Genomic DNA, 20,188 nt, shown 5'->3' with positions numbered 1-20,188 from the left:
CTCCCGCCCACCCCCCCCCCCCCCCCACCCCCTCCCCCACCCCCCCCCCCCCCCCTCCCCCCCCCCCCCCCCCCCCCCCCTCCGGCGTACGGGGGTGTGTCAGTTGTGGCTGTGAAGGATGTCGTTCAGGCCGCCCCAGACCGCGTTGTTCGGGCGGGCCTCGACCGTGCCGGTGACCGAGTTGCGGCGGAAGAGGATGTGGGAGGCGCCGTTCAGCTCGCGGGCCTTGACGATCTGGCCGTCGGGCATGGTGACCCGGGTGCCCGCGGTGATGTACAGGCCGGCCTCGACCACGCACTCGTCACCGAGCGCGATGCCGACGCCCGCCTCGGCGCCGACCAGGCAGCGCTCCCCGATCGAGATGATCACGTTGCCGCCGCCGGACAGGGTGCCCATGGTGGAGGCGCCGCCGCCGATGTCCGAGCCGTCGCCGACCACGACACCCGCGGAGATCCGGCCCTCGACCATGGAGGTGCCGAGCGTGCCGGCGTTGAAGTTGACGAAGCCCTCGTGCATGACCGTGGTGCCCGCCGCGAGGTGCGCGCCCAGCCGTACCCGGTCGGCGTCGGCGATGCGCACGCCCTTGGGAGCGACGTAGTCGGTCATGCGCGGGAACTTGTCGACCGAGGTCACCTGGAGGTGCAGGCCCTCGGCACGGGCGTTGAGGCGCACCTTCTCCAGGTCGTCCACGGCGACCGGGCCGAGCGAGGTCCAGGCGACGTTGGCGAGGTGGCCGAAGATGCCGTCCAGGTTCTGGCCGTGCGGCTTGACCAGGCGGTGCGAGAGCAGGTGCAGGCGCAGGTAGACGTCGTGGGCGTCGATCGGCTTCTCGTCCAGCGAGGCGATGACCGTGCGGACCGCGACCACCTCGACGCCCCGGCGGGCGTCCGGGCCGGTCGCCGCGGTCGCGCCGCCGCCCAGCAGCTCCGCCGCCTGCTCGGCGGTCAGCCGCTCGGTGCCGGCCGGGCCCGGCGCCTCGACCAGCTCGGGGGCCGGGAACCAGGTGTCGAGAACGGTGCCGTCGGAGGCGATCGTTGCGAGGCCGGCGGCGACGGCGCCGGTGGTACGGGTTGCAGACTCGGTCATGGGACAAAACCTAACGTGGGTGGGGTGGTGAGGGCGAACCGCGTCTCACGTGCCGGGCGCGGGTTCAGGGGATCAGCCGAGCCAGCGCCGCGCGCGCGTACTCCTCGTCGTACGAACCGCCCGTCAGCAGCACCTGGAGGCAGATGCCGTCCATCAGCGCGAGCAGCGCCCGCGCGGTGACCGGGTCGGTGCGCCGGGCCAGCAGCGCCGCCGCCTCATCGGTCCACTCGGCGGCCACGGGACGCAGCCCGGGTCGGCGCAGCGCCGCCAGGTACAGCTCGTACTCCAGCTCCACGCCGGTCCGCTCGCCCGCCAGCCACTGCCCGAGCGCCCGGGCGAGATCCGCGGCGAGGTCGCCCCGGCCGGCGTTCTCGGGCAGCAGTTCGGCCAGTACCCGGCCGAACCCCTCGTTCGACTGCCGCAACGCGGCCACCAGCAGCTCTTCCAGCGTGGCGAAGTGGTACGTCGTGGAGCCGAGCGGCACGTCCGCCTCGGCCGCGACCGTGCGGTGGCTCAGCCCGGCGATGCCGTCCCGGCCGACCACGCGGATCGCCGCGTCGATGATCCGCTGCCGGCGCTCGGGGTCGTGCCGGCGGGGCATCAGTGCGCCGCTCCGCCGAGGTTGAGCACGACCACTCCCCCGATGATCAGCACGATCCCGGCGACCTTGGTCAGGCTCAGCCCCTCCCCGAACAGCAGCAGACCGAGGACGGCGACGGTCGCGGTGCCCACGCCGGACCAGATGGCGTACGCCGTGCCGATCTGCACGCTCTTCAGGGTCTGGGCGAGCAGGGCGAACGACACCAGGTAGCCCAGCGCGGTCACGAGCGAGGGCCAGAGCCGGCTGAACCCCTCGCTGTACTTCATCGCCGTCGTGGCGGCGACCTCGGCGGCGATGGCGCCGGCGAGCAGCAGGTATCCCATGTGTACGAGCGTACACAACGGCTGTGTACGGCCGTACACAACGAGAAAGTTTCATTTTCACCGAAAGCGCTCACTGGAGCACCCCGCTCCACTACTGTGCGGCCCCGTGCCTGACGACACCCCCCGCAACCGAAGACTCCGGCCGGCCGCCGCACTGGCCCTGGCGATCGTCGCCGCCGCCGTGACGCTGACCGTCCTGAACGACGAGCCCACCGAGACCAGAGCCGCCCCCGCACCCGCGACGCCGCCCGACACCGGCCCCGGGCTGCTCTCCTTCGCCTCCCCCTCCACCCCGCCGGCGACGCACACGACGCCCCCTCCGGTCACCACGACGACCCAGCCCCCAACCCCCACCCGCCCCAAGGGCACCCCCGCCAACTCCCCCAAGCCCAGCACCGGTTCCCGCCAGCCGACCGAGCCCCGCACCTCCGTCCGCTCCCTCAACCACCCCGACCGCTACTGGCACCTCAGCGACGGCTTGGTGAAGCTGGACGCCGTCACCTCGCCCCGGGCCCGCCGCGCCGCCACCTTCACCCGCGTCAAGGGCCTGGCCGACGCCCGCTGTTACTCCTTCACCACGGCCGACGGCGGCTACCTCCGCCACCGCGACTTCCTTCTGCGCGCCGAACCGGCCGACGGCTCGCCGCTCTTCAAGCAGGACGCCACCTTCTGCCCCCGTCCGTCCGCCTCCTCCGGAGCCGTCATGCTGGAGTCGGTCAACTACCCCGGCCGCTTCCTGCGCCACCGGAACTTCCAGCTGCGCCTGGACCCCTGCCAGAACACCGGCCTGTACCGCGCGGACTCGGCGTTCCTGCTGGTGGACGGGCTGGCCTGAGCAGACGAAAGGGGGCCGTGGCACATGGCCACGGCCCCCTCGCACAGGTGCTGTGTCAGACGTTGAACCCGAGCGCCCGAAGCTGCTCGCGGCCGTCGTCCGTGATCTTGTCCGGGCCCCACGGCGGCATCCAGACCCAGTTGATGCGCAGCTCGTTGACGAGGCCGTCCGTGGCGGACTTGGCCTGGTCCTCGATGACGTCCGTCAGCGGGCAGGCCGCCGAGGTCAGGGTCATGTCGACCGTGGCGATGTTGGAGTCGTCGATGTGGATGCCGTAGATCAGGCCCAGGTTGACGACGTCGATGCCCAGCTCGGGGTCGACCACGTCCATCAGAGCCTCGCGCAGCTCCTCCTCGGAGGCCGGCTTCATCTCAGCGGTGTCGGTCATGCCGTCTTCCTTTCGGCGTCGGCGCCACCCAGCGCCTGGGCCGTCGCGTCCTTCCACGCCATCCAGCTCAGGAGGGCGCACTTGACCCGCGCGGGGTACTTGGAGACACCGGCGAACGCGACCGCGTCCTCCAGGATCTCCTCCATCGCGTCGTCGGGCTCGATCTTGCCCTTGGACTGCATCAGCTCCAGGAAGGTCTCCTGGATCTTCCGCGCGTCCGCCAGATCCTTGCCGACCAGCAGATCGTTCAGCACGGAGGCCGAGGCCTGGCTGATGGAGCAGCCCTGGCCCTCGTACGAGACGTCCTCGATCTTCGTGCCGTCGTACTTCACGCGCAGGGTGATCTCGTCGCCGCAGGTCGGGTTCACGTGGTGCACCTCGGCGTCGCCGTCCCTCAGACCACGCCCGTGCGGGTTCTTGTAGTGGTCCAGGATGACGTCCTGGTACATCGAGTCCAGCTTCACGGTTTCAGCTCACGCCTCTCAGCCGAAGAAGTTCCGTACGTGCTCCAGGCCGTCGACCAGAGCGTCGATCTCGGCCGGCGTGGAGTACAGATAGAACGACGCTCGCGTGGTCGCGGGAATTCCGTAGCGGAGGCAGACCGGACGGGCGCAGTGGTGGCCGACCCGGACCGCGATGCCCTGTTCGTCCAGGACCTGGCCCACGTCGTGCGGGTGGATGTCGCCGAGGGTGAAGGAGATCGCCGCCCCCCGGTCCTCGGCCGTGGTCGGACCGATGATCCTGAGGTCCGGGACCTCCGCCAGGCGCCGCACCGCGTACTCCGTCAGCGCGTGCTCATGGGCGAGGATCTTGTCCATGCCGATCGACTGGAGGTAGTCGATGGCCGCGCCGAGGCCGACCGCCTGCGCGATCGGGGGCGTGCCCGCCTCGAACTTGTGCGGGGCCGGGGCGTAGGTGGACGAGTGCATCGAGACGGTCTCGATCATCTCGCCGCCGCCGAGGAACGGAGGCAGGTCCTCCAGCAGCTCCTGGCGGCCCCAGAGGACGCCGATGCCGGTCGGGCCGCACATCTTGTGGCCGGTGAAGGCCACGAAGTCGGCCTGCAGGGCCTGCACGTCCAGCGGCATGTGCGGCGCGGCCTGGGAGGCGTCGATGCAGACGAGGGCGCCGACCTCCTGGGCGCGGCGGATTATCGTCTCGACCGGGTTGACCGTGCCCAGGATGTTGGACACCAGCACGAAGGAAACGATCTTCGTCTTCTCCGTGATGATCTCGTCGATGTTCGACAGGTCGAGGCGGCCGTCGTCCGTGAGACCGAACCACTTCAGCTTCGCGCCCGTGCGCTGCGCCAGCAGCTGCCACGGCACGATGTTGGAGTGGTGCTCCATCTCCGTGATGACGATCTCGGTCTCGTGGTCCACCCGGTAGGGCTCGTCGGCCCAGCCCAGCATGTTCGCCACGAGGTTCAGCGACTCGGAGGCGTTCTTGGTGAAGATCACCTCGTCGCGGCTGGGCGCGTTGACGAACGCGGCGACCTTGTCGCGCGCGCCCTCGTACAGCGCCGTGGCCTCCTCGGCGAGCACATGCACACCGCGGTGGACGTTGGCGTTGTAGCGCTCGTAGTACTCGCTCAGGGCGTCCAGCACCTGGCGCGGCTTCTGCGAGGTCGCCGCGTTGTCCAGGTACACGAGCTTCCTCCCGTCGTGGACGACGCGGTCCAGTACGGGGAAGTCCTTGCGGATCGCCTCGGTGTCGAGGAGGCCCGGCAGCTGTGTCACGCGGATGCGCCACCCTTCGTGTAGGCCTCGTAGCCCTCGTCCTCCAGCTTGTCGGCCAGCTCGGCGCCGCCGGACTCCACGATCCGGCCGGCGGAGAAGACGTGGACGAAGTCGGGCTTGATGTAGCGCAGGATGCGCGTGTAGTGCGTGATCAGCAGGGTGCCGACCTCGCCCGTCTCGCGGACGCGGTTGACGCCCTCGGAGACGATGCGCAGCGCGTCCACGTCCAGGCCGGAGTCGGTCTCGTCCAGGATCGCGACCTTCGGCTTGAGCAGCTCCAGCTGGAGGATCTCGTGGCGCTTCTTCTCACCGCCGGAGAAGCCCTCGTTGACGTTGCGCTCGGCGAAGGACGGGTCCATGTTGAGGCGCTCCATGGCCTCCTTGACCTCCTTCACCCAGGTGCGCAGCTTGGGGGCCTCGCCGCGGATCGCGGTGGCGGAGGTGCGCAGGAAGTTGGAGACCGAGACGCCGGGAACCTCGACCGGGTACTGCATCGCCAGGAACAGGCCCGCGCGGGCGCGCTCGTCGACGGACATCTCCAGGACGTCCTCGCCGTCGAGCAGCACGGTGCCGCTGGTGATCGTGTACTTCGGGTGACCCGCGAGGGAGTAGGCGAGGGTCGACTTGCCGGAGCCGTTGGGGCCCATGATGGCGTGCGTCTCGCCCTGCTTCACGGTGAGGTCGACGCCCTTGAGGATCTCCTTCGTGGCGTTGTCGGCCTCGACGGTGACGTGCAGGTCTCGGATTTCAAGCGTTGCCATGGGTGCCTCAGGACTCCTGGGTGAGGGAGACGAGAACGTCGTCCCCTTCGATCTTTACGGGGTATACGGGGACGGGGCGCGTCGCGGGGAGGCCGGACGGCTTGCCGGTACGCAGGTCGAAGGCGGAGCCGTGCAGCCAGCACTCGATCTGGCAGTCCTCCACCTCGCCCTCGGAGAGGGAGACGTTCGCGTGGGAGCAGATGTCGTGGATGGCGAACACCTCGCCCTCGGTCTTGACGACCGAGACCGGCGTGCCGTCGAGTTCCACCCGCTTCGGGGTGTCCTCCTCCAGCTCGCTCAGCCCACAGGCGCGTACGAACGACGTCATGCGACCGAAGCCTCCAGCTCTTCCTCGATCTTGGCGAGCAGGCGCTCCTCGATGTCGGCGACACCGATCTGCTGGACCAGCTCGGCGAAGAAGCCGCGGACCACGAGGCGGCGGGCCTCGTGCTCCGGGATGCCGCGGGCCATCAGGTAGAAGAGCTGCTCGTCGTCGAAGCGGCCGGTGGCGGAGGCGTGGCCGGCGCCGACGATCTCGCCGGTCTCGATCTCCAGGTTCGGCACCGAGTCGACGCGCGCGCCGTCCGTGAGGACCAGGTTGCGGTTCATCTCGTAGGTGTCCGTGCCCTCGGCCTTGGCCTCGATGAGCACGTCGCCGATCCAGACCGCGTGCGCGTCGTCGCCCTGGAGCGCGCCCTTGTAGACGACGTTCGACTTGCAGTGCGGGGTGTTGTGGGTGACCAGCAGGCGGTGCTCCTGGTGCTGCCCGGCGTCGGTGAAGTACAGGCCGAACAGCTCGGCCTCGCCGCCGGGGCCGGCGTACTCCACGCGCGGGTGCAGGCGCACCACGTCACCGCCGAAGGTCACGACCACGGACTTGAAGGAGGCGTCCCGGCCGACCAGCGCGTTGTGCTGGGCGACGTGGACGGCCTTGTCGTCCCAGTCCTGGACGGAGACGACGGTCAGCTTGGCGCCGTCACCGAGGACGTAGTCGACGTTGGCGGCGAGCACCGCGTCACCGGTGTGGTCGATGACCACGACGGCCTCGGCGAACGCGCCCAGCTCGATCACCTGGTGGCCGAAGGCGGTGCCGCCCTGGCCGTGCACGGCGATGCGGATCGGCTCGGTGAGGACGGTCTCCTTGGGGACGGTCACGACCGAGGCCTTCTCGAAGGCGGAGTACGCCTGGGCGGCGACACGGTCCACGGGGGTGCCCGCCTTGCCGAGGCGCGCGTCGTCGCGGCCGACGGTCTCGACGGTGACGCCCTCGGGGGCCTGGACGTCGACCTTCACACCGTCGCCGTTCGCGACGGCGGTGCCGTCGTGCAGCCCGCGCAGCCGCTCCAGCGGGGTGAACCGCCACTCCTCCTCGCGGCCGTGCGGGACCGGGAAGTCCGCGACGTCGAAGGACGGGGGCGCGCTCATGCGCGAGACGACGGTCGACTCCGCGGCGACCGCGATCGAGCCGGCGGTGGTGGAACCCACCGGGATGTTCTGGGCCTCAGCCATGGCTGTCGTTGTGCTCTCTTCCTACGTCGAAATTCGCTGGCTGCTTTCGGGCGAGGTCAGCCGACCGCGCCTTCCATCTGCAGCTCGATCAGCCGGTTGAGCTCCAGCGCGTACTCCATGGGCAGCTCCTTGGCGATCGGCTCGACGAAGCCGCGCACGATCATCGCCATCGCCTCGTCCTCGGAGAGGCCGCGGCTCATCAGGTAGAAGAGCTGGTCCTCGGAGACCTTGGAGACGGTGGCCTCGTGGCCCATGGAGACGTCGTCCTCGCGGACGTCGACGTACGGGTACGTGTCCGACCGGGAGATGGTGTCGACCAGCAGCGCGTCGCACAGCACGTTGGACTTCGACCCGGCGGCGCCCTCGCCGATCTCGATCAGACCGCGGTAGGAGGTACGACCGCCACCGCGCGCGACCGACTTCGAGACGATGTTGGACGAGGTGTTCGGCGCCATGTGGACCATCTTGGCGCCCGCGTCCTGGTGCTGCCCCTCGCCCGCGAAGGCGATGGAGAGGGTCTCGCCCTTGGCGTGCTCGCCCATCAGGTAGACGGCCGGGTACTTCATCGTCACCTTGGAGCCGATGTTGCCGTCGATCCACTCCATGGTCGCGCCCTCGTAGGCCACGGCGCGCTTGGTGACCAGGTTGTAGACGTTGTTCGACCAGTTCTGGATGGTCGTGTAACGGCAGCGGGCGTTCTTCTTGACGATGATCTCGACCACCGCGGAGTGCAGCGAGTCCGACTTGTAGATCGGCGCGGTACAGCCCTCGACGTAGTGCACGTAGGCACCCTCGTCCACGATGATCAGGGTCCGCTCGAACTGGCCCATGTTCTCCGTGTTGATCCGGAAGTAGGCCTGGAGCGGGATCTCGACGTGCACGCCCTTCGGCACGTAGATGAAGGAGCCGCCGGACCACACGGCGGTGTTCAGCGCGGCGAACTTGTTGTCACCGGCCGGGATGACCGTGCCGAAGTACTCCTTGAAGAGCTCCGGGTGCTCCTTCAGGGCGGTGTCGGTGTCGAGGAAGATGACGCCCTGCTCCTCCAGGTCCTCGCGGATCTGGTGGTAGACGACCTCCGACTCGTACTGGGCGGCGACACCGGCGACGAGGCGCTGCTTCTCGGCCTCCGGGATGCCCAGCTTGTCGTAGGTGTTCTTGATGTCCTCGGGCAGGTCCTCCCAGGACTCCGCCTGCTTCTCCGTGGAGCGCACGAAGTACTTGATGTTGTCGAAGTCGATGCCCGAGAGGTCGGAGCCCCAGTTCGGCATCGGCTTCTTCTCGAAGAGCTTCAGGCCCTTCAGGCGCAGCTTGGTCATCCACTCCGGCTCGGACTTCTTGTCCGAGATGTCGCGGACGACGTCCTCGTTCAGGCCACGGCGCGCGGACGCACCGGCCACGTCGGAGTCGGCCCAGCCGTATTCGTACTTGCCCAGGCCCTCGAGTTCGGGGTGAGCAGTCTCCGTGGGGAGAGTCATGCGGGGTTCCTCCCGGCCGTGCTTGCAGGTGCGTCAGTGGATGTCTTGGGGATGAACGTCGTGCAGACGCCGTCGCCGTGCGCGATGGTCGCCAGTCGCTGGACGTGTGTGCCCAGCAGCTCTGCGAAGATCTCCGTCTCCGCCTCGCACAGCTGCGGGAACTGTTCCGCGACGTGAGCGACCGGGCAGTGGTGCTGGCAGAGCTGCTCGCCGACCGGTGCGCTGCGCGCCGTAGCAGCGTACCCGTCGGCACTCAAGGCCTTGGCCAGCGCTTCGGCGCGCTTGTCGGGGGTCACGGCCTCGACCGCCTCGCGGTACGCGCTCGCCTGGGCGGCGATCCGGGCGCGGGCGAAGGCGGCGACCGCCTCGGGGCCGCCCCCCTGCTCGGCGATCCAGCGGAGCGCGTCCACGGCGAGCTTGTCGTACGACTGGTCGAAGGCGTCCCGGCCGCAGTCCGTGAGCGCGAAGACCTTGGCGGGGCGGCCACGCGTGCGCGTGCCGTACACCCGCTGCTCGCGGGCCTCCACCACGTCGTCCGCGACCAGTGCGTCCAGGTGACGCCGTACGGCCGCCTGGGTGAGTCCCAGCCGGCCGGCGAGTTCGGCGACGGTCGACGGACCGTGGTCCAGGATGGACCGCGCGACCCGGTTGCGCGTGGAACGCTCACCGGTCGCTAGCTCCTCCTGAGGGGCCCCCGTGGGGGTCTCCCGAGCCTCGCCGACGTTTTTCACAACGCCATTGTTGCGTAATTCCGCGGAGCCTGACAAGCGCCGTCCGGATCACCGGACGGTGCCCTGCGTCACTTAGGTATACCTAATCTGACCTGCGGAAACGATCTTTGATCGATCATCCCCCGCCCTTCGCGCAGCCTGTTCGGTGGCGTCTGCGGGCCGCGTCCGGAAGACTCCCGAACCATGTCCGCACCCCCTCCGACCGGCCCTCTTGTCACTCGGGACACCCTCGCCACCGGCCTGCGCCTGCTGGGTGTGGAGAGCGGCGAGACACTGCTCGTACATTCCTCGCTCAGCTCCCTCGGCTGGGTGAACGGCGGGGCGGTCGCCGTGGTCCAGGGACTCCTCGACGCGCTCGGCCCGTCCGGCACGCTCGTCGTCCCCACGCAGACCGGCGACCAGTCCGACCCGGCCGCCTGGGGGGACCCGCCGGTGCCCGAGGAGTGGTGGGACCGGATCCGCGCCACCATGCCCCCGTACGACCCCCTGATCACCCCCACGCGCGGGGTCGGCGTGATCCCCGAGACCGTGCGGACCTGGCCGGGCGCCCTGCGCAGCGCGCATCCCCAGACCTCCTTCGCCGCGCTCGGCCCCCGCGCCCGGGAGATCACCGACGGCCACGCCCCCGACTGCCGGCTCGGCGAGCAGAGCCCGCTCTCCCGGCTGGAGCAGCTGGGCGCCCGGGTACTGCTGCTCGGCGCGGGCTACGACACCTGCACCGCCTTCCACCTCGCGGAATACCGCATACCGGCGCCTCGGGTACAGGTCGGGCGGCCCGCTCCCGGCGGCGGCTGGGAGACCGTGACCGAGGTGTCGATCACCTCCGACCGGTTCGACGAGCTGGGGCACGACTACGAACGGGACCGGCCCGTCGTACGCGGCACGGTCGGCGCGGCGCACGCCCGGCTGTTCCCGGTCGCGGACGCCGTGGCCTACGCCGAGCGGTGGCTGCCGCTGCACCGCCCCCGTGAGACGGACTTCCCCCACCCGGCCACCTGACCGGTACGCGCTCTCCCTAGACTCTGGAGCCATGCGAAGTGAGCCCGTGGTCCAGGTCCAGGCCCTGGTGAAGCGGTACGGCACGAAGACCGCGGTGAACGGCCTCGACCTGGTGGCCCAGCCGGGCGTGACCGCCGTCCTCGGCCCCAACGGGGCGGGGAAGACGACCACGGTCGAGACCTGCGAGGGGTACCGGAAGCCGGATTCCGGCACGGTGCGCGTCCTGGGCCTCGACCCGGTACGGGACTCCGCCGCGCTGCGGCCCCGCATCGGCGTGATGCTCCAGTCCGGCGGCGTGTACTCGGGCGCCCGTGCCGACGAGATGCTCCGGCACATCGCCCGGCTGCACGCACACCCGCTGGACGTCGACGCCCTCGTCGAACGCCTCGGTCTCGGCTCCTGCGGCCGGACGAGCTACCGCCGGCTCTCCGGCGGCCAGCAGCAGCGGCTCGCGCTCGCCATGGCCGTCGTGGGCCGCCCGGAACTGGTGTTCCTGGACGAGCCGACGGCCGGGCTCGACCCGCAGGCCCGCCGGGCCACCTGGGACCTGGTGCGGGACCTGCGCGCCGACGGCGTCTCGGTGATCCTCACCACGCACCACATGGACGAGGCCGAACAGCTCGCCGACGACGTCGCGATCATCGACGGCGGCCGGGTCATCGCCCAGGGCTCCCCGGAGGAGCTGTGCAAGGGCGGCGCCGAGAACACCCTGCGCTTCACGGGCCGCCCCGGCCTCGACGTCGGCTCCCTGCTCAAGGCGCTCCCGGCCGACTGCACGGCCGCCGAGCTGACCCCGGGCGCCTACCGGGTCGTCGGCAAGGTCGACCCCCAGCTGCTGGCCACGGTCACCTCCTGGTGCGCCCAGCACGGGGTGATGCCCGACCGGATCTCGGTGGAGCGGCACACGCTGGAGGACGTCTTTCTCGAACTGACGGGCAAGGAGCTGCGCTCGTGACTGTGGGTACGTACACGCCGAAGCCCGGAGCCGCCCCGCTCCCCCGCATGATCGCGGCGCAGGCGGCGCTGGAGACGAAGATGCTGCTGCGCAACGGCGAGCAGCTGCTGCTGACGGTCGTCATCCCGACCCTGCTGCTGGTGCTCTTCAGCTCGGTCGACATCGTGGACACCGGCAAGGGCGAGGCCGTCGACTTCCTCGCGCCCGGCATCCTGGCGCTGGCCGTGATGTCGACGGCGTTCACCGGGCAGGCCATCGCCACGGGCTTCGAGCGCCGCTACGGCGTCCTGAAGCGGCTCGCCTCCTCGCCGCTGCCCCGCTGGGGCCTGATGACGGCGAAGACGGCGTCCGTGCTGGTCACGGAGATCCTCCAGGTCGTCCTGCTGACCGGCATCGCCTTCGCGCTGGGCTGGTCCCCGCACGGCAACCCCGCCGCCGTCGTCCTGCTGCTCGTCGTCGGTACGGCCGCCTTCTCCGGGCTCGGCCTGCTGATGGCGGGCACGCTCAAGGCGGAGGCCACGCTGGCCGCCGCCAACCTGGTCTTCCTGCTGCTCCTCGTGGGCGGCGGGGTCATCGTGCCGCTGGAGAAGTTCGGCTCCGCGGGGCAGCAGGTGCTCGGTCTGCTGCCCATCTCCGCCCTCTCGGACGGCCTGCGGGACGTGCTCCGGCACGGCGCCGGCATGCCCTGGGGCGACCTGGGGATCCTGGCCGTGTGGGCGGTCGTGGGGCTGGCCGCGGCGGGGAAGTTCTTCCGCTGGGAGTAACGGCCCGCCGCGGGACGGCCCGCGGGACCCTCGTGAACGCATGCACAAGCGGCGGCCTACGATGGTGGGCGTGCCAAAGCTGACCCGCGCCGACGCCGAAGCGGCCCTGCGCAACCCGCTCGCCTTCATCGCCGACCGCTGGACCCCGGATCCCCGGACCGTCCGCCGGGCGGCGCTCGCCGCGCTCGTGATGTCGGTCGTCATCGTCGTCACCGGCGGCGCCGTCCGCCTCACCGGTTCGGGCCTCGGCTGCCCGACCTGGCCCACCTGCACCGACGACTCGCTGACCACCACCCGGGCCATGGGCTTCCACGGGATCATCGAGTTCGGCAACCGCATGCTGACGTACGTGCTGTGCGCGGCCGTCGGCTGGGCGATCATCGCGGCCCGCTCCCAGAAGCCCTGGCGGCGCGGCCTGACCCGGCTGGGCTGGGCGCAGTTCTGGGTGGTCATGGGCAACGCGGTGCTCGGCGGCATCGTCGTCCTGGTCGGCCTGAACCCGTACACGGTCGCCGCGCACTTCCTGCTCTCCACGGCCCTGATCGCCATCGCCACGGTGATGTGGCAGCGCACCCGGGAGGGCGACGGGGCGCCGCGTCCGCTGGTCGGCAAGGCGGTGCAGCAGCTGGTGTGGTTCCTGGTGGCCGCGTCCGTCCTGCTCATCGCGGTCGGCACGGTGGTGACCGGGGCCGGCCCGCACGCCGGGGACTCCAGCAAGGTCGAGCGCATCCCGATCGACTGGGAGACGGTCTCCAAGCTGCACGCGGTGCTCGCCTGGATCGTGGTGACCCTCGCCTTCGCCCTGTGGTTCGTGCTGAAGGCGGTCGACGCCCCGAGGGGCCCGCTGGCCCGGACGCGTGAGCTGTTCCTGGTCCTGCTGGCCCAGGGCGTGATCGGCTACGTGCAGTACTTCACCCACCTGCCCGAGGCGCTGGTGGCCGCGCACATGCTCGGCTCCACGGTGATGTGGATCTGGGTGCTGCGGGTGCTGCTCTCGCTGCGCGAGCGCCCGGAGACCACCCTCGACGTGCCGGACCCGGCGGCCGAGGTACCGGTCGGCACGCGCGCGTGAGTCACCGGGAAGCCGCGACGAGGGCGTCGATCGCCGGGCCCAGATAGGCGCGGGTCAGCTCGGCGCGCCGGGTCAGCCACTCGGCGGAGGCCGGGGCCGGGGTGTCGTACCGGCGGCGGGTGATGTCCTCGACGACCTCCGCCGGAGCACCCAGCGCCAACAGCTCGGCCAGGGCCTCCCGCTTGGAGACCAGGCGGCCGTCGCGGAGGGTCACCGTGGCCCGGGCGAAGGTCAGCAGGCCCAGGTCGACCCAGACGTCCTGCCGCCACAGCCGCGCCCTGTCCACCGCCGGGCGCCAGTAGTCGCGCTGGTCGCGTACGACGAAGTCGGCCAGCTGCCGGTCCGGCACCGGCGGAAGCAGCGCGGCCGGGGCCTCGCCGTACAGCACGCGTCCGAAGGCGTGCAGCTCGCGCCGGGTGACGGGGGTGACCGGGCGGCGCATCGCCCCTCCGTGCGCCCAGGTGACGTGCGAGCGGTCCGCGTCGTGCAGGGTGGCCGGGGTCAGGTAGCTGCAGTGGAGCTTCGCCGCGAGGGGTTCCGTCCGCAGCCCCCGGTGCAGCCCCACCAGCCGTCGTAGGGTCCCCAGGGTCAGCGGGCCGGGCAGGACGGCGATCAGGTCCAGGTCGCTGCGGCCCTCCTGGTAGTCACCGCCGGCCAGTGAGCCGTGCGCCCAGACGGCGCGGGGGCGCAGCGGCAGCAGGGCGCGCAGGAACCCGTCGAGCAGGGACGTGGTCGTCATCCGCCCAGTCTGGTCGGCTCAGCCGAGCCCGTACACCCGGCGCGCGTTGTCCGCCGCGATCATGCGGGCCACCCGTTGGGCGTCCTCCAGGGACCAGGCGCCCTCGGCGACCCAGGCGCCCAGTACGCGGCCGAGGGCTTCGCGGAACAGGCGGGCGCCGACGACGTGCAGTTCGGGCAGGCCCTGGGCGCCGGTGGAAAAGAGGATCTTGCCGAAGGGGGCCAGTTCCAGGATCTCGGCGAGGACCGTGGCCGCGCGGGCGCCGGTGCGCACGAGCGCGGCGCCCGAGTCGGCGTAGACGTGCGGGAAGACCCCGGCCAGGTGGGCGGCGTGGCGGTGGTACGGGTAGCCGTGCAGCAGGATCAGGTCGGTGCCGAGGCCGGCGGTGGCCCGGACGAAGTCCGTCAGCAGCACCGGGTCCGTGCGGTCGATGCGCGAGCCGGGCTCTCCGAGGCCCGCGTGCAGTTGCAGGGGCAGGCCCGAGGCGACGGCGTTCCACAGCAGGTGCCGGAGCAGGACGGGGTCCGTGAGGGCGCCGCCGACGCGCCGCCCGGCCAGCCAGCGGCCGGCCGCCCCCCGCACCTCGCCGGGCCCGGGCGGCTCGGGCGCGAGGGCCAGTCCGTGTCTGAGACCCGCGACGGAGGTGAAGGCGACGGCGTTCGCCGCGGCCCCGTGCACCGACTCGGCGAGGTTGGCCAGGAAGGACTCGACGGTGCCGGAGGTGTCGGCGACCTGCTCGGCGAGCAGCTCCAGCCGGACGATCTCCCGGGCCTCGGCGTCGCCCGCGCCGGCCAGCTCGGCGGGGCCGGTGAGGTCGCCGGGCAGGCCGGTGTCGACGAGGTAGGTCGTGATGCCGCTGCCGCGCAGCAGCCTGCGGCCCGACTCCAGCACGCCCAGTTCCCGGCGCCGGGCCAGATAGCGGGCGGGCGGGCAGTGCGGTTCCAGGCCGAGCAGGGGCGGGCACCAGCGCCGTACGGCGAAGCCGGTCTGGGTGTCGAAGAGGGTGGTGCCCGGGGCGGGCGGTCCCTCGGTACGTGCCAGCTGGGCCTCGAAGGTGCCGAGGCCCAGTTCCGTCCGCAGTACGCCGTGGCAGTACTGGTCCACGAGGGACGGCGTTTCGATCATCCGGGCTCCCCGTGAGGACGCGCTGTGCTGCCTTACACGTCCTAACGGGTGAATCGGGGTTCAGGTGGCGGCAGCCGGCCCAAAGGGGCGCGAACTAGCCGCCGATCTGGATGCCCGCCATCCTCTTCCACTCGTACGGGCCCGTCCGCACCTTGGCGGCGAACTCCCCGTCGAAGGACTCGTGGACGGTGATACCGGCCTTCTCCACCGCCTGCTGGGCGATCTCGGTGCTCGGGGCCACCAGGTCGCCCCAGCCCCCGTCCTCGCCGACGAGGACGATGCGGGCGCCGCGCTGACCGATGTAGGCCACCTGGCCCTCGGCGCCGCCGTGGGCCTTGGAGAAGGCGCTGATCTCCCGGGCGAGCTTGGCCACCTTGCGCTCGGCCCTCGCGTCAACCTGCTGCGTGTCTGCCATGGTCAGGATGCTACCGACGAGTAGATCGACTGGCGAGAGCAGGCTTCTGTGACATGCGTCAGCTCGGGAAGGGGTCCGCCGTCAGCGCAGGAACGGGTCCACCGCGATCGCCACGAACAGCAGCGACACGTAGGTGATCGACCAGTGGAAGAGCCGCATCTCCTTCAGCTTCGCGCCCGTGACCTCGGCCTTGGCCCGGTTCTGCAGCGCGTGCGCCTCCCACAGCCACCAGCCGCCGGCGGCCAGCGCGACGGCGGTGTAGAACCAGCCGGTGTAGCCGAGGGGGGTGAGGAGCAGGGAGACGGCGACCATGACCCAGCTGTAGATGACGATCTGCCGGGCCACGACCTTGTTGGAGGCGATGACCGGCAGCATCGGCACGCCCACGCGCGCGTAGTCGTCCTTCACCTTCATGGACAGCGGCCAGTAGTGCGGCGGGGTCCAGAAGAAGATCACCATGAACAGGATGACCGGCGCCCAGGAGAGCGAGTTCGTCACGGCCGACCAGCCGATGAGCACGGGCATGCAGCCCGCGATGCCGCCCCACACGATGTTCTGCGACGTACGCCGCTTGAGGATCATCGTGTAGACGACGACGTAGAAGAGGAGGGCCCCGAGGGAGAGCCAGGCGCTCAGCCAGTTGACGGTGAGGCCGAACAGCAGCGTCGAGACGACGGCCAGGGTGATGCCGAAGACCAGGCACTCGGCCGGGCTGACCATGCCGGTCACCAGGGGCCGCTGCGAGGTGCGGTCCATCAGGGCGTCGATGTCCCGGTCGATGTACATGTTCAGCGCGTTGGCGCCGCCCGCGGAGAGGTAGCCGCCGACGCAGGTCAGCAGGACCAGCGTCAGGTCGGGCACGCCCTGCTGCGCGAGGAACATGACCGGAACGGTGGTGATGAGCAGCAGCTCGATGATCCGCGGCTTGGTCAGCGCCACGAACGCCTTGACACGGGCCCCGAACGGCCGGTGACTCGGGCTCTGGCTCGTCCCGATAACCCCCGCAGGACGGGATTCAACGGCCGTCACGCACACCCCTGACAGAGACATCCCAGCAAGCCTCCCCGTGTGAAGTCCCGGTAAAGGCTCGCGCGTACCACGCCACTTTAGACGTTGCCCATACCCCGGCCTTCGCGGGGGTGGGGTCGTGTTGGCGGCCCCCGGCGGGAGGAGCCCCATAAGAGGGGACCCGGCACTCGATTGAGCGCTCAGATGACCAGCTCCGTATTCATGTGCCACATGGGGTCCCCGGCCAGTCGGGAGGCGGATCGCACGGACTCCCGGCAGTCTGGAAACACTCGAAAAAACGCACGTCCTTACGGGGGTAGGCTCGACAGCGGCCGGTGGGCGCCAAGCACGCCGGCGGCCGGGTGGGCGCATGCCCCGACGACCGGCGACCGACATGTGGAGAGGAGCCCTGACCCAGGGTGAGCACCAAGCCGACCACCACAGACCTTGAGTGGACCGAGCTGGACCAGCGGGCTGTGGACACCGCCCGTGTCCTGGCCGCAGACGCCGTACAGAAGGTCGGCAACGGCCATCCCGGTACGGCGATGAGCCTGGCCCCGGCCGCCTACACCCTCTTCCAGAAGGTGATGCGGCACGACCCGGCCGACCCGGAGTGGACCGGCCGCGACCGTTTCGTGCTGTCCGCCGGCCACTCGTCCCTGACCCTCTACACCCAGCTGTACCTGGCCGGCTTCGGCCTGGAGCTGGACGATCTGAAGGCGTTCCGGACGTGGGGTTCGAAGACCCCCGGTCACCCGGAGTACGGCCACACCAAGGGTGTCGAGACCACCACCGGCCCGCTGGGCCAGGGTGTGGCCAACGCGGTGGGCATGGCGATGGCCGCCCGCTACGAGCGCGGTCTGTTCGACCCCGAGGCCCCGGCCGGCGAGTCCCCCTTCGACCACTTCGTCTACTGCATCGCCGGTGACGGCTGCCTGCAGGAGGGCATCTCCGCCGAGGCGTCCTCGCTGGCCGGCCACCAGAAGCTGGGCAACCTGATCCTGCTGTGGGACGACAACCACATCTCGATCGAGGGCGACACCGAGACGGCCGTCTCCGAGGACACCGTCAAGCGGTACGAGGCCTACGGCTGGCACGTGCAGCGCGTGGAGGCCAAGGAGAACGGCGACCTGGACCCGGCGGCGATCTTCGCCGCGATCCAGGAGGCGAAGAAGGTCACGGACAAGCCGTCCTTCATCGCGATGCGCTCCATCATCGCCTGGCCGGCCCCGAACGCGCAGAACACCGAGGCCGCGCACGGCTCGGCGCTGGGCGACGAGGAGGTCGCGGCCACCAAGCGCGTCCTCGGCTTCGACCCGGAGCAGAGCTTCGAGGTCGCCGACGAGGTCATCGCCCACACCCGCAAGGCGCTGGAGCGGGGTGCCGAGGCGAAGGCCGAGTGGGAGAAGTCCCTCCAGGTGTGGCGGGACGCCAACCCGGAGCGGGCCGCCGAGTTCGACCGGATCAGCCGGGGCGAGCTGCCCACCGGCTGGGAGGAGAAGCTCCCGGTCTTCGAGCCCGGCAAGGCCGTCGCGACGCGTGCCGCGTCCGGCAAGGTGCTGCAGGCGCTCGGCGCGGTGATCCCCGAGCTGTGGGGCGGCTCCGCCGACCTCGCCGGGTCGAACAACACCACCATCGACAAGGACAGCTCGTTCCTGCCCGAGGGCAACCCGCTGCCGGAGGCCAACCCGTACGGCCGCACGATCCACTTCGGTATCCGTGAGCACTCCATGGGCGCCGAGATGAACGGCATCGCCCTGCACGGCAACACCCGGATCTACGGCGGCACCTTCCTCGTCTTCTCCGACTACATGCGCAACGCCGTGCGCCTGTCGGCCCTGATGCACCTGCCGGTGACGTACGTGTGGACGCACGACTCCATCGGCCTCGGCGAGGACGGCCCCACCCACCAGCCGGTCGAGCACCTCGCCTCGCTGCGCGCGATCCCGGGTCTGAACATCGTGCGTCCGGCGGACGCCAACGAGACCGCGATCGCCTGGCGGGAGATCCTGAAGCGCTGGACGAAGGAGTTCGGCAAGGGCCAGCCGCACGGCCTCGCGCTCACCCGCCAGGGCGTGCCGGTGTACGAGCCGAACGAGGACACGGCCAAGGGCGGCTACGTGCTGTTCGAGGCCGAGGGCGGCGAGGCCCAGGTGATCCTGATCGCCACCGGTTCCGAGGTGCACGTGGCCGTCGAGGCGCGTGAGCAGCTCCAGGCCGAGGGCGTCCCGACGCGGGTCGTGTCCATGCCGTCGGTGGAGTGGTTCGAGCAGCAGGACCAGGGGTACCGGGACTCCGTGCTGCCGCCGTCCGTCAAGGCCCGGGTCGCCGTGGAGGCGGGTATCGGGCTGACCTGGCACAAGTACGTGGGGGATGCCGGCCGCATCGTTTCCCTGGAGCACTTCGGCGCGTCCGCCGACGGCAAGGTGCTCTTCCGGGAGTTCGGCTTCACCGCGGAGAACGTGGCCGCGAAGGCGCGGGAATCCCTCGCCGACGCCCAGCGCTGACGCTCACATACGACACGTAGGAGATGTAATTCCATGACAGACGCACTCAAGCGCCTCTCCGAGGAAGGCGTCGCGATCTGGCTGGACGACCTGTCGCGCAAGCGGATCACGTCCGGCAACCTCGCCGAGCTGATCGACCAGCAGCACGTCGTGGGCGTCACCACCAACCCGACGATCTTCCAGAAGGCGATCTCGCAGGGCGACGGCTACGACCAGCAGCTGTCGGACCTCGCCGCCCGCAAGGTCACCGTCGAAGAGGCCATCCGCATGATCACGACGGCGGACGTCCGCGACGCCGCCGACATCCTGCGCCCGGTCTTCGACGCGACGAACGGCCAGGACGGCCGGGTCTCCATCGAGGTCGACCCGCGCCTGGCGCACAACACCAAGGCGACCGTCGCCGAGGCCAAGCAGCTGGCCTGGCTGGTGGACCGCCCCAACACCCTGATCAAGATCCCGGCCACCCAGGCGGGTCTGCCGGCGATCGCCGAGACGATCGGCCTGGGCATCAGCGTCAACGTCACGCTGATCTTCTCGCTGGAGCGCTACCGGGCCGTCATGGACGCGTACCTCTCCGGCCTGGAGAAGGCGAAGGAGCGGGGTCTCGACCTGTCGAAGATCCACTCCGTGGCGTCCTTCTTCGTGTCCCGCGTGGACACCGAGATCGACAAGCGGCTGGACGGCATCGGCACCGACGAGGCCAAGGCGCTGCGCGGCAAGGCCGCCGTCGCCAACGCGCGCCTCGCCTACCAGGCGTACGAGGAGGTCTTCTCCTCCGACCGCTGGAGCGCGCTGGAGAACGCGGGCGCCAACAAGCAGCGTCCGCTGTGGGCGTCGACCGGCGTGAAGGACCCGGCGTACCCGGACACCCTGTACGTCACCGAGCTGGTCGCCGCGAACACGGTCAACACCATGCCGGAGGCCACGCTGGAGGCCACCGACGACCACGGTGAGATCACCGGCGACACCATCGCCGGCACCTACGAGCAGGCCCGTGCCGACCTCGACGCGCTGGAGAAGCTCGGCATCGCGTACGACGACGTCGTGCAGGTGCTGGAGGACGAGGGCGTCGAGAAGTTCGAGGCGTCCTGGAACGACCTGCTCAAGTCCACTCAGGCGGAGCTCGAACGCCTCGCCCCTTCGGAGGGCTGAG

Annotated in this window: 22 protein-coding genes; 7 read left to right on the top strand and 15 right to left on the bottom strand. The window is 70.6% G+C overall.

What is annotated here, in order from left to right:
* Positions 1–99: 99 nt before the first annotated feature.
* The 3 genes from dapD to ACZ4U1_RS29875 form a co-directional block, all read right to left on the bottom strand.
* Positions 100–1,086 (bottom strand): 2,3,4,5-tetrahydropyridine-2,6-dicarboxylate N-succinyltransferase, encoded by a 987-nt coding sequence (gene dapD, locus ACZ4U1_RS29885; protein ID WP_467907257.1) that lies wholly within the window; start codon positions 1,084–1,086, stop codon positions 100–102.
* Between the two features lie 64 nt (positions 1,087–1,150).
* Entirely contained in the window at positions 1,151–1,687 is a 537-nt protein-coding gene (locus ACZ4U1_RS29880) for a TetR/AcrR family transcriptional regulator (RefSeq protein ID WP_467907256.1), read from the bottom strand.
* Positions 1,687–2,010: a DMT family transporter gene (locus ACZ4U1_RS29875; RefSeq protein WP_467907255.1), complete on the bottom strand. Its 324-nt coding sequence runs from the start codon at positions 2,008–2,010 to the stop codon at positions 1,687–1,689. The genes ACZ4U1_RS29880 and ACZ4U1_RS29875 overlap by 1 nt, the downstream gene beginning before the upstream one ends.
* Before the next feature lie 106 nt (positions 2,011–2,116).
* Between ACZ4U1_RS29875 and ACZ4U1_RS29870 the strand changes: the two genes are divergently transcribed.
* Positions 2,117–2,845 (top strand): AbfB domain-containing protein, encoded by a 729-nt coding sequence (locus ACZ4U1_RS29870; protein WP_467907254.1) that lies wholly within the window; start codon positions 2,117–2,119, stop codon positions 2,843–2,845.
* Between the two features lie 55 nt (positions 2,846–2,900).
* Here the strand turns inward: ACZ4U1_RS29870 and ACZ4U1_RS29865 are convergent, their stop codons facing one another.
* From ACZ4U1_RS29865 to ACZ4U1_RS29830, 8 genes are read right to left on the bottom strand one after another with little or no spacing between them, the layout of a single operon-like run.
* Entirely contained in the window at positions 2,901–3,233 is a 333-nt protein-coding gene (locus ACZ4U1_RS29865) for a metal-sulfur cluster assembly factor (RefSeq protein WP_030792219.1), read from the bottom strand.
* Positions 3,230–3,697: a Fe-S cluster assembly sulfur transfer protein SufU gene (gene sufU, locus ACZ4U1_RS29860; RefSeq protein WP_467907253.1), complete on the bottom strand. Its 468-nt coding sequence runs from the start codon at positions 3,695–3,697 to the stop codon at positions 3,230–3,232. The genes ACZ4U1_RS29865 and sufU overlap by 4 nt, the downstream gene beginning before the upstream one ends.
* An 18-nt stretch (positions 3,698–3,715) precedes the next feature.
* A complete protein-coding gene (locus tag ACZ4U1_RS29855; protein ID WP_467907252.1) occupies positions 3,716–4,972 on the bottom strand; it encodes a cysteine desulfurase in 1,257 nt (418 codons plus the stop codon).
* Positions 4,969–5,733 (bottom strand): Fe-S cluster assembly ATPase SufC, encoded by a 765-nt coding sequence (sufC, locus tag ACZ4U1_RS29850; RefSeq protein WP_356116133.1) that lies wholly within the window; start codon positions 5,731–5,733, stop codon positions 4,969–4,971. Before sufC ends, ACZ4U1_RS29855 begins: the two co-directional genes overlap by 4 nt.
* Before the next feature lie 7 nt (positions 5,734–5,740).
* A complete protein-coding gene (locus ACZ4U1_RS29845; RefSeq protein ID WP_199210104.1) occupies positions 5,741–6,061 on the bottom strand; it encodes a non-heme iron oxygenase ferredoxin subunit in 321 nt (106 codons plus the stop codon).
* Positions 6,058–7,242 carry a Fe-S cluster assembly protein SufD gene (gene sufD / locus ACZ4U1_RS29840; RefSeq protein WP_356341028.1) on the bottom strand — a complete coding sequence of 395 codons (1,185 nt, stop codon included), beginning with the start codon at positions 7,240–7,242 and terminating at the stop codon, positions 6,058–6,060. Before sufD ends, ACZ4U1_RS29845 begins: the two co-directional genes overlap by 4 nt.
* A 56-nt stretch (positions 7,243–7,298) precedes the next feature.
* A complete protein-coding gene (sufB, locus tag ACZ4U1_RS29835; protein ID WP_058080090.1) occupies positions 7,299–8,720 on the bottom strand; it encodes a Fe-S cluster assembly protein SufB in 1,422 nt (473 codons plus the stop codon).
* Complete coding sequence (locus tag ACZ4U1_RS29830) at positions 8,717–9,451, bottom strand: helix-turn-helix transcriptional regulator (RefSeq protein WP_467907251.1); 735 nt, start codon at positions 9,449–9,451, stop codon at positions 8,717–8,719. The genes sufB and ACZ4U1_RS29830 overlap by 4 nt, the downstream gene beginning before the upstream one ends.
* 183 nt (positions 9,452–9,634) lie before the next feature.
* Here ACZ4U1_RS29830 and ACZ4U1_RS29825 point away from each other — a divergent pair, with 183 nt between their 5' ends.
* From ACZ4U1_RS29825 to ACZ4U1_RS29810, 4 genes are all read left to right on the top strand, one after another.
* The gene (locus ACZ4U1_RS29825; protein WP_467907250.1) at positions 9,635–10,450 is read left to right on the top strand and encodes an AAC(3) family N-acetyltransferase; all 816 of its coding nucleotides are present in this window, start codon (positions 9,635–9,637) and stop codon (positions 10,448–10,450) included.
* A gap of 31 nt (positions 10,451–10,481) precedes the next feature.
* Entirely contained in the window at positions 10,482–11,405 is a 924-nt protein-coding gene (locus tag ACZ4U1_RS29820; protein ID WP_467907249.1) for an ABC transporter ATP-binding protein, read from the top strand.
* A gap of 47 nt (positions 11,406–11,452) precedes the next feature.
* The gene (locus ACZ4U1_RS29815; RefSeq protein WP_467907324.1) at positions 11,453–12,169 is read left to right on the top strand and encodes an ABC transporter permease; all 717 of its coding nucleotides are present in this window, start codon (positions 11,453–11,455) and stop codon (positions 12,167–12,169) included.
* A 61-nt stretch (positions 12,170–12,230) separates the two neighbouring features.
* Positions 12,231–13,241 carry a COX15/CtaA family protein gene (locus ACZ4U1_RS29810; RefSeq protein WP_467907248.1) on the top strand — a complete coding sequence of 337 codons (1,011 nt, stop codon included), beginning with the start codon at positions 12,231–12,233 and terminating at the stop codon, positions 13,239–13,241.
* Position 13,242: 1 nt separating this feature from the next.
* On the opposite strand, the gene ACZ4U1_RS29805 is transcribed toward ACZ4U1_RS29810, so the two are convergent.
* From ACZ4U1_RS29805 to ACZ4U1_RS29790, 4 genes are all read right to left on the bottom strand, one after another.
* A complete protein-coding gene (locus ACZ4U1_RS29805) occupies positions 13,243–13,980 on the bottom strand; it encodes a nucleotidyltransferase domain-containing protein (protein ID WP_467907247.1) in 738 nt (245 codons plus the stop codon).
* Between the two features lie 18 nt (positions 13,981–13,998).
* Positions 13,999–15,105: an amidohydrolase family protein gene (locus ACZ4U1_RS29800; RefSeq protein ID WP_467907246.1), complete on the bottom strand. Its 1,107-nt coding sequence runs from the start codon at positions 15,103–15,105 to the stop codon at positions 13,999–14,001.
* A 94-nt stretch (positions 15,106–15,199) separates the two neighbouring features.
* Positions 15,200–15,520, bottom strand: a complete 321-nt coding sequence (locus ACZ4U1_RS29795; protein WP_467907245.1) for a hypothetical protein — start codon at positions 15,518–15,520, stop codon at positions 15,200–15,202.
* 81 nt (positions 15,521–15,601) lie between these two features.
* A complete protein-coding gene (locus ACZ4U1_RS29790) occupies positions 15,602–16,570 on the bottom strand; it encodes a heme o synthase (RefSeq protein WP_467907244.1) in 969 nt (322 codons plus the stop codon).
* 377 nt (positions 16,571–16,947) lie between these two features.
* Here ACZ4U1_RS29790 and tkt point away from each other — a divergent pair, with 377 nt between their 5' ends.
* Both tkt and tal read left to right on the top strand, forming a co-directional pair.
* Positions 16,948–19,035, top strand: coding sequence for a transketolase (tkt, locus tag ACZ4U1_RS29785; protein WP_467907243.1), 2,088 nt, complete (start codon positions 16,948–16,950; stop codon positions 19,033–19,035).
* A gap of 33 nt (positions 19,036–19,068) precedes the next feature.
* The gene (gene tal / locus ACZ4U1_RS29780) at positions 19,069–20,187 is read left to right on the top strand and encodes a transaldolase (RefSeq protein ID WP_467907242.1); all 1,119 of its coding nucleotides are present in this window, start codon (positions 19,069–19,071) and stop codon (positions 20,185–20,187) included.
* The last annotated feature ends 1 nt before the right edge of the window (position 20,188 follow it).

The sequence above is a fragment of the Streptomyces sp. NPDC028928 genome (assembly GCF_055564915.1).
This window is presented reverse-complemented; position numbering and strand designations above follow the sequence as displayed.